The following is a 12120-nucleotide window of genomic DNA, read 5'->3' on the forward strand; positions in this document are numbered from 1 at the left end:
TAAGGAGACGACGCAATGAACAGCATCAGCCTGTACCGGATGAAAGCGTGGGCCAAACAGGGCGAGTCTGCGCAAGCCCGCTTTGTGTGGCGGTTCGCCAAGGGTGCACGCGGCTGGTCATTTCCACTGATTCCCCCTCTGCATCGCCTGCTTTATCGCCTCTACCGGTTGGGCAGCCAGAGCGTCTCGACCCTGACGCGAACCCTCTGGTGGACACCGCTGTTCCAGTCACGTCTGACGGTGCCCGCCCCCCGTCTCTATCTTTATGGCGGCATCCCCTTTATCAGCGGGCCCGTATCGATCCAGGTCGGTTCTGACTGCCGCCTCAGCGCCGCCATGACCATCAGCGGCCGCCCGTCGAGCACGGCGCCACAATTGGAGATCGGCAACAATGTTGGTATCGGGTGGCAGACCACCATAGCGGTGGGCCGCAAGGTGGTATTGGGAGATAACGTGCGGATCGCCGGGCGGGCCTTTCTTGCAGGTTACCCGGGTCATCCGCTGGACGCCCGGGCCAGGGCCCTGGGCCTGCCTGATCAGGACGAACAGGCTGGTGACATAGTACTGGAACAGGATGTCTGGCTTGGTACCGGTGTCATGGTGATGGCGGGTGTCACCATAGGAGCGGGCACCGTGGTCGCCGCAGGCAGCATAGTGACCCACAATCTGCCTGCCGGAGTACTGGCCGCCGGGGTGCCCGCCCGGGTGCTGCGCCCTCTCGACTCTCAGGATAACCACGACATCCTCGCCGCCCCCACACTCACGGAGGAGAACCGGACATGATGCAACAGACAGCACAGCCACAACTGGTGGTCCTGGGCGAGGATTGGGGCCAACACCCCTCCAGCACCCAGCATATGATCAAACGCCTGCTGCCGGACTATCAGGTGCTCTGGGTCAACTCCATCGGCATGCGCCGCCCCCGCTTCAACCTGCGCGATCTGGGCCGCCTCGGGCGCAAGCTGATGGCCGTGCTGCATCCCTCGGCCAAGCAGGAAGAAGCGGCACCGTCACGCCAAGCGCAACAAGGTCCACGGGTACTGCCTCCGCTGGCACTGCCACTGCCCGGTAGCCGCCTGGCTGGCAAGATAAACGGCCACTGGCTGGCGGCCCAAATCCGCCGCCAGTTGCCCGAACTTGACCGTCCCCTGCTATGGATCTCGCTGCCCAGCGCAGTAGATCTGGTAGGCAAGCTCGGCGAACGAGCTGTGATCTATTACTGCGGCGATGACTTCTCGGCGCTGGCTGGCGTCGATCATGATGCCATTGCCCGTTGTGAGGCCAGACTGGTGGAGAAAGCGGACCTCATCCTGGCCGCCAGCCCGGCACTGGCCAGCCGCTTTCCTTCCCACAAGACGCGACTGCTGAGCCACGGGGTCGATCTCGATCTCTTTATGCCGCCTCAACCGCGCCCGACGGATCTGCCAAGCGGACGCCCCATCGCCGGTTTTTACGGCAGTCTGAGTGACTGGATCGACATCCCTCTGTTAGCAGAGACAGCCCGCGCACTGCCCCACTGGGATCTGGTGCTGATAGGGCCGCAGAAGACCGATCTCAGCGCCTTAGCCGGAATACCCAATATCCACCTGCTCGGGCCCAGACCTCACCACACCCTGGCCGCCTATGCCCAACACTGGCAGGTTAGCCTGCTCCCCTTCGTCGACAACGCCCAGATCCGTGCCTGCAACCCTCTGAAGCTGCGGGAGTATCTGGCGGTAGGGCGGCCCATCGCCAGTACCGACTTCCCGGCGCTCGATGATTATCGGGAGCTGGTTCACTTGCCCCGTCCCGGTGACAATCTTGCCCAGGCCATCAACCGCGCCGCCTTCGATGACCCCGGCCCGGACTGGTTCCAGCGCTATGAGTGGGAGGCACTGACCCACCACCAGGGATACCAGGCGCGTCAGCAGACAGTGGCAACACAAAGCTGGGATCACAAGGCCGATGAACTGAAAACCTGGCTGGCGGAATTGAGATGACAGGAGGGCTGGGAATGCCATCTCACTTGCAATGGATCCTTTGGCTACTGCTGGCAATGCCCCTCATCGGTGGGGAGCCCTTGATGGCTGCAAGCCATCTGGAGGGACTTGTCCCATTGCCACTGACTGGCGACAAGACGCCCCAGCGCCTGACCTTCGGCACCGTCCCCTGGCTCATTGGTGGAGATGATGAACTGGTGATCGAAGGGCAGAATCCCTATTCGCAGACCCAGACGCTCATCCTGCGGGCCGATGATGCCGCTTCAGTCAACTATCGCAGCCGGGTTAATCTGGAGCGGGCCATTGCCCCCGGTCCTTTCACCCTGCGCTTTGCCCTGAGCGACTGGCGCACCGCCCAGCCCAGAGCCCTGGCCCTCGACAAGCTGACCAAACTCTATCTATTTATGGCCGACGGAGCTCCTCAGCTAACAATTAACCGTTGGTACTGGGAGCCTGGATTAGCACTGCCCGCTGGCACTGTTGCCCTCGATCTGGGGGCGGCCGATGCCCCCCGTTTTACCGGCTTCGAGACCCTGGCTCCGGGCGATCCTCGTCTGCTGGGCCACCCCACCCCCATACTGCGCCCCTCCGGCGATGCCCTGATCCGCGATGGCCTGCGCAATCTAGATGGGGTGCACCTGGAGGTGGCCAAGGGACGCTACCAGCTGACGCTCTGGCTGGATGACCCCGGCGAATGGGAGTATCTGCCCCATCCCCTAGAGCGCAGTGTGCTGGTCAATGATGAGCCCATCTGGGCCGAGCAGTGGCAACCGCAAGAGTGGCTGCGCCAGCGCTATCTGGCAGGGCAATCCCGCGAGGCACTGCCCAACCCGGATCCCTGGCAGCTGTTTGGCGCCCGTCAGGGGGGTCCCGTCCATGTCACTCTGAACCACCCCGGTGGCCCTCTCACCATTACCCTGGTGGGCAACTCACCGGATGCCAAGTATCTCGCCGGCCTGCTGCTGGCCCCCTATCCTGTCGTCAGCAGTGACAAGGCAGACACATTTTCATCGCACCAGCCAGGTGGTGCCGCACTAGCCGAAGCCACCCGATTGGTGCTGGCCAAACAGCGCCAGCTTTATATGGAAAAATGGACCCTGGCCCCCTATTCGCAGCCAAGGGTACCTGATCACCTCAGCATGACCCCCATCGACGAAGAGCAGCCAACCCTGGGCACAAAGGCGACGATGACCACCGGCCCGGGTTCCCCGGCGCTGGCCGCTCAAGGCAGTCAGTTGCTGCTGGAGTTCGTCATTCAGGCTCCCCAGGATGATCCCGCCCCCTTGCTGGTGATCCAGCCTCCCGAGGCCAAAGGGATCACCCTGCCCCTAACCGCCTATCATGGCCAGTGGCATCTGGTACGCCCCCAGGCAAGCGGCACCCTGCTACAACCCTCGGATCAGGAGCTAGTCGAAGGAATAGGCGATCTTGCCCTGCGTCGCCAAGTACCGAGGCGAGTGGTGCTACATATTCCCATCCCCAAAGATGCGCCGGCAGGACGCTACCAAGGCAATATCCAGCTCCTCAGCCATCAGCAACTGGTCCAATTGCCCCTTGCGGTGGAGGTGCTCCCCCTGATCCTGCCCGCAGCCAGCAAACCGGTCGGCATCTATCTCGAAACGCCACCCTATCTTGCCTGGCTCAACCAGAATCGCGAGCTGGCGAAAGCGGAAACCGCGGCTGCCAACCGCTGCGATCTGGAGACACTCGCCCAATTGGGGATCACGGGGATTGCTCCTGCGCTACCTCAGGATGAGGAGGGGATGCGTACCACCATGGAGGAGGCGATTGGCCTTGGCTTTCGCACACCTTTTCTCGCCTATGCATCGCTCAAGCGCTGGGGCAGCGACATCAATAGCCGCCTTGAGGAGTGGCAGCAGCGCCAGGCCGCCTTGAACGCCCGCGCCCTTCCCTCTCTCGCCTGGAGCCTGTTTGACGAACCGGATCTCGCCACTTTGCCCGCCATCACTGCGATGGCCCGTGAGATGAAGCGCCGGGATCCTGCCGTAATCCGTGCGGGCCACTTCAACCATCCAGCCCAGGCGCCTTTGCTGGCGGAGGTGGAAATAGCCCTCATCAATGCCGGCTTCGGTGCCGACAAGACCGATGTGGCGCGGGTCAGGGCCGCCGGGGCCAGCCCCTGGTTCTACAACCTGGGCACCCCGCGGGCAGCCGGTTTCTACCTCTGGCAGAGCGGGGCCGAAGGGTATCTGCAGTGGCACGGCCGTATGCCTACCGCCCTGCCTTATGACCCCACCGACGGACGGGAGAGCGACTTCATGCTGTTGGGCCCGCAAGCCTGCGAAGCCCATCGTCTCTCCCATGACCTGCTGCTGCTTCAGCAAGCCATCGAGGATCTGCGCTGGCTGGCCTGGCTCGAGCAGGAAGCGCGTTACCAGGTAAATGCAGCCCTGCTGCTGCAACGTCTGCGCGATCAGGTGCCAAGTCGCTGGCAACTGGCCGAACAGTTGCCGGCCAGTACCTGGAGCCAGTGGCGCCACGAGATTGAACAGCTGGCCAAGCAATTGAAAACATTGCAAACTGGGGACAATTCCTCTCCCTGACGGGCCACAATCATGCCTAGTTCAATGCCCAATATCGCCTCGCTTCGTATGCATCACTCCTGGCTCGTAGTCTGGTTGCTACCTGCCCTGTTGCTCGGTGGCTGTGCTCGCCAGACGCCGATCAACGACCCTCTGCCCATGCTGGCCCAACTGCGCCAGCAGCAACTGGCTGAACAAGCCCAGCTGCCGTTGGAGTACAAGGGGGAAGAGGTGACCCTGGCACCGGATCAGGAACAGCAGTTGCACCAATTTCTCGGCCACAAGGATCCGGCGAAGATAGCCCTTATCAGCGGACCCGGGCTGAAAACCGACATGCTGGAGAGTGCCCGACTAGCCAGTGCACGCCTTGGCAAGCTGACCAGCCTGCTCAGTGCCCGCGCCATCGAGATCGAGCCCCGTTATGATCCCATGTTGGCGCCGAACAGCTTGCTGATCAGGGTTCTGCCCACCACTCCGGATAATTCCCTCAACGGATCTGCCCAGGCACAATAAGGGCAAGACAGTCCGCCGGAAGTGCAACGCGATAGAGAGGGGCTGGCGCATCCCCCCACAACTTGTGCCACCCTTGGGAAAAGCGATAGGCCAGCAGCGGCAGCTCCGGGTGCCATTGCCCCTGAAACATCACCCCTTCAATCTGGTCCGTACCAACAAACCGGACTGACATTGCCTCCCGATCCGGAGCCACAACCATTGCCTGTAACACACCGCCACAGCCGGGATGGCGCAGCTGATAACTGACATAGGTTCCTCCCAACAGGGGGCTGACCGTCTGCTGCTGCCAGCCAAGCTGGCCCAGCGCCATCAGCATCTGCCGATCACCATCGAGAGACGACCGATGCTGATAGCGCCATCCCATGGCCCCGGCAGACACAAGCGCTACCAACAACAGCAGGAGATAGCCCCTATCCAGTTGTAACATGGCGATCCCTCATGAATAGGCATGTCATCACTAGCAGCATCACCAGCCACTGATAAAACTGGGCCAGAAAGCCGGTATGCAGCCAGCCGTACCAACGCAAATCCAAGCTCATCAGCACCAGACGAAGCTGGTTGGTGCCGACATAAAAGAGACTGACCAGCCCCAGCAGGGGCAACTGACGACGCAAACTGCGGCCAGGGGCAAGCCAGCAAGATGATACCAACCAGGCCAGGACCACCAGATAGAGCTGGGAGAAGGAGGAGCATCCCTTAAGCACGATGAGGGCATGGCCGCCCACCCGTTCGATGCGGTTGCCGTTCAGCTGGGTCTCCCATCCCAGCAACTGCAGCCACCGACCTACCCCCCAGGCATCCAGCGCAAGCACTGGGCCGGAGAAGAGCGCAAATATCTGTTGCCCCCACAGTACAGCCATAGTGAAGGCAAGTCCTATCTGCAGCACGGCACGCTCATCCGCAGCTTGTCGGGGTCGCCACAGGCTAGCGACCAACAGCAGGCAAGCCAGTGCCTTGCAACTGGCGCTCGGGATCAACACCAGCAGCACGAAGATAAGACGCGCGGCGCGACCAGGCTGCCAGGTCGGCGCAACCCGCAATGCAATTTGCCACCAAATGGCAATCAGCAACACCACCAACAGGTTGAAATTGCCCGTGTTGAGCCACACCATGGCCCACTGGTTGCCCAATCCCAGCAACAACCAGTTGGGTGCCCATTGCCAAGGACGGATTGTCATCGCCACACTCCCACTTTGCATTCGGATCACATTCTTGCATCGCAAGTTCCATGCCTCTCAATCCGAGAAGCTGAGTCTGCAAAGTGGCACGCTTTATTCATTCTCTCCTCTGGCACTACACCAAGGAGAAGGATCGAGCGATGAAACTCAAACCGTTAACGGGGCTGCTGGGGATGGTGCTGATCACCTCCCCCGCGTACGCCCTAACCGAAGTTGATACAGAGCTGCAGCTGCTGATGGACGTATCAGGCAGTGTCAGTGCGTCAGAGTTCAACCTGCAGCTACAGGGCTACGTGGACGCGTTTTACAACCCGGAAGTGCAAAACACCATCTTGGATACCAGTGATGGCAAGCTTGGCTCCATCGCAGTCCAAATGGTGATGTGGAGCGGCGCAACACAGCAGGCCGTAATGACCGACTGGTTTCACCTTTACGACATGACCTCCATCAACAACTTTGCCGCTACCCTGGACACCCTGGTTCGCCCTTATGCTGGGATGACGGCGCCTGGGTCGGCCATGGCCTTCGGCGGCCAGCAGTTCGAGACCAATGACTTCACAGCCGCACGTCAGGTGATGGATGTCTCCGGGGACGGAAGCCAGAACGCAGGACTGGATACCTCCACCGTACGGGATCAGTTGCTCACCTCAGGCATCGACACCATCAACGGCATCACCATAGGCCAGGATTATCCCGATGGGGTACTGCAAGATTGGTATCTTAACAACATCGTCGGGGGCGAAGATGCCTTCGTTATCAATGCTACCACCTTCGCCGACTTCGGCAGCGCCCTGGAACTCAAGCTGGCGGCAGAAATACAGGGTGGGGTCATCCCGGAGGGAGCACTGGCCGCTCCCATCGAAGAGATACCACTGGCAGCCCAACTAATACTGGGCATGCCCCTGCTGCTTGCCTGGCGCTACCGGCGCCATCAACATACCAACGCTGGCAAATATCTGGCCGCATGACGCGGTACCATCCGCACATAATCACTGATCGATACGTGCCATAAACCACCGGGGAGCCAAAGCTCCCCGGTGCGTTCACCCCATCGGTTCACGCCAGATCAACGCCAGGCATCGGCGCCAGCTATCTCTCTTCCTCTTCTCCTGGCCTTCTCACCATCAGATGATACAGAGCTGGGGTCGAGGTTCTGCCTCGCCCCCCGGTCATCACGGATCTTTCCGGCAATACCGGGTGGTATCCACATGAGCGGCTTACTCTGGCACGGATACCCATGACAAGGTATCCGTGCCGGGATGGGTGCCAACAGGTACACAGTAAGGGATCCGGCTCAGCACTGGCGCTTTGACAAGGTTTGCCAACTGGTCGGCGCGACGCAAGCTGGTATCCGCCAGCTCGGTCAGCAAGGCCATACCACAGCCAAGTCCCATGCCACCTACCACGCCGGCGAGCAGAAACAACCAAAGCGGATAGTTGCTCGGTTTGCTGGGGGCAAAGGGCTTGTCGATTACCTTTATCCGTTCGCCTGGCTCGAAACTGCCGAGCGCCCCGGTCACCTTGGCTTTCTCGTAGCGCAGCAGCAGGTCCTGATAGAGGGTGCGCTTGACCTCAAGGTCGCGCTCCAGTTCCGCCAGCTCGCGCTCTGTATCCCCTTGGGAATCAACTACCCCGGTAAGGTCGTTGAGTTGTGCCTGCAAGCTGGCGGCGTTCTGCTCAGCCTCGGCCAGCTGTAGCTTGGCCTGTTCCCACTCGGGCCCCATGGCTGCGTCAGGCTTGCTCTTGAGCCGCGTCAGCTCCTGCTGTAACTGGTCAATCTGGTAGAGGAGACTCTGCACCTTGCTATGTTCGTCGCTGTAACGTACCCGCAGCAACGCCAGTTCGGTCTGCATCTGCTGCAGCTTCTCCTCAAGGCTGCGAGCCATAGGCCCTTGCTGACCACGGGATAACTGCTCCACCTGAGCTTTGGCCTGTTGCAGCTGGATCAGGCTCTCAGCGTGACGATCCTTGAGGCCATAGATCCGGGCTGCGTTGGCATTTTGCTGATCCGGCAGGGCGCTGGCGTGCTCCCGTTTGAAGTTGGCCAGTGACTGCTCGGCCCCCTGCAACTCACTGCGACGGCTGTCGAGTTGACTTTGCAGGAAACGCTCGGAAGACTCGGCTGACTGACGCCCCTTGTTTAGCAGGTTGAAAAAGAAACGCCGCGAGATAGCCTCGAGCAGGCCGGCACTGTTGGCTGCGGAGTCAGCCTTGACCTTTAGCTCGATTACCTCGTCTCCGATCAAGTGAATAGACACAGAAGTGGAGAGCCAATCCATGATGGCATCACGCTTGGCGGGAGGGGTCTCGTCATTCACCAGCCCCCGATCCCGCGCAACCCCGTCCATGACATAGCGACTGCGCAGCATAGCTTCCAATACAGCAAATCGATCCTTGAGGCTCTCCTGGGTGATGAGATCCTTGAGGGTAGACGTCTGATTGGAGTCCTGCGGAACCATGAAGGTGGTACGACTCTCGTACACCTTTGCGGTCAACAGACCGATCCCGCCACCCACCAGCGGCATGATCAGCATGGGCATCAGGATCAGATAGCGGCGCCGCCAGGCGGCGAAGAGAATGATGTAGAGGTTGTAGTAAAACTGGGTTGGCATGGTGTCACTCCCGACAGGCCGGCTATGGCATACAGCCAAATGCAAGGGCAGTGCCAGCAAGCAGAAAGCGGGTGTCATTTCGATACACCCTCGACCAGAGTGGTACAAGATTCGCATAGTCACTGCTACGGAGCCTGGGTGTGCTCCATTCAGGACAGGAGAACACCATGCAAATGCTCACTTCACCAACCCCGTCACTATCTTCACCATCCACCATCGTGCAAATCGTCCAGCACCTGCAACCAGGGGGATTGGAAACCATGGTGCTCAACCTCAGCCAGGCCAACGAGTGCCACCAGCCCATGCACATCATCTCGCTGGAGGGAACAAAGGACACCCTGCTTGCAGCCTGGCCAGCGCTGCGCCCTTTCACCGCAATGATCCACTGCCTGGACAAGCCAGCTGGCTGGTCGCTGGCTACCCTCTATCGTCTCATCCGTCTGTTGCGCAAACTGCGCCCGTCAGCGGTACACACCCATCATCTTGGTCCTCTGCTCTATGGCGGACTCGCCACACGGCTGACCCGGGTGCCGACCCTGGTCCATACCGAACATGACGCTTGGTATCTGGACGATCCTCGTCAGCGCAGGCTCGCAGGCCTGGGGCTGCATACCTTTCGGCCTATCCTGGTGGCCGACGCCATCCCGGTCGCCAATCAGTTGCAGGCAAGGCTCGGCGATCTGACCCCATTGGTGATCCCCAACGGCATCGATGAGCGGCGTTTTGCTCCCGGCGCCAGCGAGCTTGCTCGCCAGACTCTGGGCTTGCCGCTCGACGTCCGACTCATCGGCTGCGCCGCTCGCCTCGAAACCGTCAAGGGCCACAGCCTGCTGCTGGACGCTATCGCAACGCTACCCGATGAGGTGCATCTTGCACTGGCCGGGGTGGGCAGTTTGCAAAATGCATTGCAGCACCAGTGCCAGCAGTTGGGGATCGCACATCGAGTTCACTTTCTCGGTCTGGTCGAGCAGATGCCCGGCTTCTACCAAGGACTGGATCTCTTCTGCCTCCCCTCGCTGGCAGAAGGGATGCCCTTGTGCGTGCTGGAGGCACAGGCTTGCGGTGTTCCCGTGGTAATGAGTGCGGTGGGTGCCGCGGAGGATATCGTTTGTCCAACGAGCGGCCAGTTGCTAGCAGAACGAGATCCAATCCTGCTAGCTCAACTTCTGGCACAAGGGTTGCTCAAGTCCTGTAGCCTGCGCGCGGTCACCAGAGCATTTGTCTGCGAGCAAGGCAGTCTGAGCCAGATGGCTCATGCCTATCAAGCGCTGTACGTCCGTTGAAGTCCGTTGAGCTGACGGTCACCCTCGACAAAAGGAGTATCCCATGGAGTGGATGATTATCCTGTTCTGGCTATGTGCAGCCTTGGTGGTCTACCACCATGTCGGCTACCCCCTGTTGCTTAAATATGTTGGCAAGCGTGTTGGTGGGCGGGTCCCCCCTCCGGTACCGATGAAACGTGGCTTCAAGGCTGAGGCACGCGACGCTGCGCTGCCGACCATTACTCTGGTGATGCCCATTTACAACGAGGCGGCGACTCTGGCGGCCAAGTTGCAGAACCTTGCCAGTCTCGACTACCCGGCCAACAAACTGTCCATCCATCTGCATTTTGATGGCTGCAGTGATGACAGCTACCCCATAGCCCTCTGCCAGTTAGGCGATCCTGCACTGCAGCAATTGCAAATCCGTCTGTTCGATCACCCCTGCAATCGCGGCAAGGTAGCGGTACTCAACGAGGCCATGGCCCGCATTGAAAGCGATCTTGTGGCTCTCACCGATGTCTCCGCCCTGCTCCCCATAGACAGCTTGCTATTGGCGGCCGCCCATTTTCAGGATCCAGAGATCGGGGTAGTGGGCGAGGCTTATCGCTTCTGGCAGCCTGGCTCCCAAGGGGAAGAGAGCTACTGGCACTACCAGAGCCAGATCAAGCTGTGCGAATCGGCCCTTGGCAGCATGCTGGGTGCCCACGGCGCTTTCTACGTGATTCGCCGCGACTGCCTGGTGCTGCTGCCATCAGACACCATCAACGATGACTTCATACTGCCGATGATGGCCATCGCCAAGGGATACAAGGCGGTCTATGACAATCGCTGCGCAGCACTGGAGCTGGAGGTTTCGAATGCGGCGCTGGAGGCTACTCGGCGCAAGCGTATCGGTGCGGGAAACGCACAGCAGCTGCTACGCCTGCTGCCTCTGCTGCACCCCAGATTTGGCTGGGTAGCATTCAATTTTGCCAGTGGCAAGGCACTGCGGGTACTGATGCCCTTGTGTCTGACACTGCTGTGGCTATGTGCTATTCCGCTGGCTATGTATTCAAGCCTGTTCATGTTGTTACTTGCCGCCCAATTACTGGGATATGCCCTGGTGATACTCATCCAGCTCACCCCTTTGCATATGTGGCCCAATCTGTTTCGCAAGATCCACTATCTGGTTCTCGGACATTGGTACAACGGCATCGGCACCTTGCGCTACGGCCTGCGGATGCTGGTGCGCCCCGCAACACAGGAGAGATCGGCATGAAACACCCAATTCCGACAGCGACCCTAGTCATCAAGCGCATCATGGATCTGGTTGGTGCCAGTCTCGGCCTGCTGCTGACCTTACCCCTGTGGCCACTCATCATGTGCGCCATTCGCCTCGACAGCCCGGGGCCGGTGTTCTTCCGTCAACTACGGATCGGACGCAGCCACGCCAGCCATACCGAACTGTTTTTCATGATCAAGTTTCGCACCATGCGCGCCGACGCAGAGGCGACCACGGGGCCGGTCTGGTGTGGCAAGGGGGACAACCGGATCACCCGCAGCGGCGACTTCCTGCGCAAAACCAGACTCGATGAGCTGCCGCAGTTTATCAATGTGCTCAAGGGCGAGATGTCGCTGATCGGTCCCCGTCCGGAGCGACCAGGGATCGCCAACCGGCTGGAAGATGCGGTGCCTTTCTTTATTGAACGCACCTATGAAGTGGCCCCCGGCATTACCGGTTTGGCTCAGGTCAATCAGGGCTATGACGAGTCGCTGGATGATGTGCGCAGCAAGCTGGCGTTCGACCTTGCCTACTCGGTCGCGCTGCTCCACCCCTGGCGCTGGCTGGTGCAGGATGTGCACATCATCGGCAAAACGATCGCCATCATGGTTGGCAAGAAGGGACGCTAATCCCGCCGCGCCAACGTCAGTAACCCCATCAGGCCATTGCCACTGCAATGGCTTTTTTATGGCTCTGTCCCAATTACGTGTTGAAAGGCTAATCTTGAAGTAGGCCATCTCCTTGAGGTCTACCATCATGGATACCCCTGCCT

11 protein-coding genes are annotated in these 12120 nt (G+C 60.2%); 8 read left to right on the forward strand and 3 right to left on the reverse strand.

The genetic code is table 11. From position 1 onward, the window contains the following. The first annotated feature begins 15 nt into the window (after positions 1 to 15). The 4 genes from ACW5XD_RS16130 to ACW5XD_RS16145 all read left to right on the forward strand — a co-directional run bounded on the left by ACW5XD_RS16130 (position 16) and on the right by ACW5XD_RS16145 (position 5035). Complete coding sequence (locus ACW5XD_RS16130; RefSeq protein ID WP_456495719.1) at positions 16 to 783, forward strand: acyltransferase; 768 nt, start codon at positions 16 to 18, stop codon at positions 781 to 783. Then, positions 780 to 1979 carry a glycosyltransferase gene (locus ACW5XD_RS16135; RefSeq protein ID WP_456495720.1) on the forward strand — a complete coding sequence of 400 codons (1200 nt, stop codon included), beginning with the start codon at positions 780 to 782 and terminating at the stop codon, positions 1977 to 1979. Before ACW5XD_RS16130 ends, ACW5XD_RS16135 begins: the two co-directional genes overlap by 4 nt. 83 nt (positions 1980 to 2062) lie before the next feature. Next, on the forward strand, positions 2063 to 4543 hold the full coding sequence (locus ACW5XD_RS16140; RefSeq protein WP_456495721.1) for a hypothetical protein: 2481 nt from the start codon (positions 2063 to 2065) through the stop codon (positions 4541 to 4543). A 12-nt stretch (positions 4544 to 4555) separates the two neighbouring features. Then, entirely contained in the window at positions 4556 to 5035 is a 480-nt protein-coding gene (locus ACW5XD_RS16145) for a hypothetical protein (protein WP_456495722.1), read from the forward strand. On the opposite strand, the gene ACW5XD_RS16150 is transcribed toward ACW5XD_RS16145, so the two are convergent. Together ACW5XD_RS16150 and ACW5XD_RS16155 are read right to left on the reverse strand one after the other, a co-directional pair. Next, positions 5010 to 5462, reverse strand: a complete 453-nt coding sequence (locus ACW5XD_RS16150; RefSeq protein WP_456495723.1) for a hypothetical protein — start codon at positions 5460 to 5462, stop codon at positions 5010 to 5012. The genes ACW5XD_RS16145 and ACW5XD_RS16150 overlap by 26 nt on opposite strands. Then, positions 5446 to 6213, reverse strand: coding sequence for a hypothetical protein (locus tag ACW5XD_RS16155; protein ID WP_456495724.1), 768 nt, complete (start codon positions 6211 to 6213; stop codon positions 5446 to 5448). The genes ACW5XD_RS16150 and ACW5XD_RS16155 overlap by 17 nt, the downstream gene beginning before the upstream one ends. Positions 6214 to 6353: 140 nt before the next feature. Here ACW5XD_RS16155 and ACW5XD_RS16160 point away from each other — a divergent pair, with 140 nt between their 5' ends. Beyond that, positions 6354 to 7181 carry a DUF1194 domain-containing protein gene (locus ACW5XD_RS16160; RefSeq protein ID WP_456495725.1) on the forward strand — a complete coding sequence of 276 codons (828 nt, stop codon included), beginning with the start codon at positions 6354 to 6356 and terminating at the stop codon, positions 7179 to 7181. 249 nt (positions 7182 to 7430) lie between these two features. Here the strand turns inward: ACW5XD_RS16160 and ACW5XD_RS16165 are convergent, their stop codons facing one another. After that, positions 7431 to 8825, reverse strand: a complete 1395-nt coding sequence (locus ACW5XD_RS16165; protein WP_456495726.1) for a GumC family protein — start codon at positions 8823 to 8825, stop codon at positions 7431 to 7433. Positions 8826 to 8992: 167 nt separating this feature from the next. Between ACW5XD_RS16165 and ACW5XD_RS16170 the strand changes: the two genes are divergently transcribed. Genes ACW5XD_RS16170 through ACW5XD_RS16180 form a run of 3 tightly spaced genes read left to right on the forward strand, consistent with a single transcriptional unit; the run spans position 8993 to position 11977 of the window. Next, positions 8993 to 10108, forward strand: coding sequence for a glycosyltransferase (locus ACW5XD_RS16170; RefSeq protein WP_456495727.1), 1116 nt, complete (start codon positions 8993 to 8995; stop codon positions 10106 to 10108). Positions 10109 to 10151: 43 nt separating this feature from the next. After that, positions 10152 to 11345 (forward strand): glycosyltransferase family 2 protein, encoded by a 1194-nt coding sequence (locus ACW5XD_RS16175; protein ID WP_456495728.1) that lies wholly within the window; start codon positions 10152 to 10154, stop codon positions 11343 to 11345. Further along, positions 11342 to 11977: a sugar transferase gene (locus ACW5XD_RS16180; protein WP_456495729.1), complete on the forward strand. Its 636-nt coding sequence runs from the start codon at positions 11342 to 11344 to the stop codon at positions 11975 to 11977. The genes ACW5XD_RS16175 and ACW5XD_RS16180 overlap by 4 nt, the downstream gene beginning before the upstream one ends. Positions 11978 to 12120 lie beyond the last annotated feature (143 nt).

This window comes from Aeromonas enterica, from assembly GCF_054052465.1.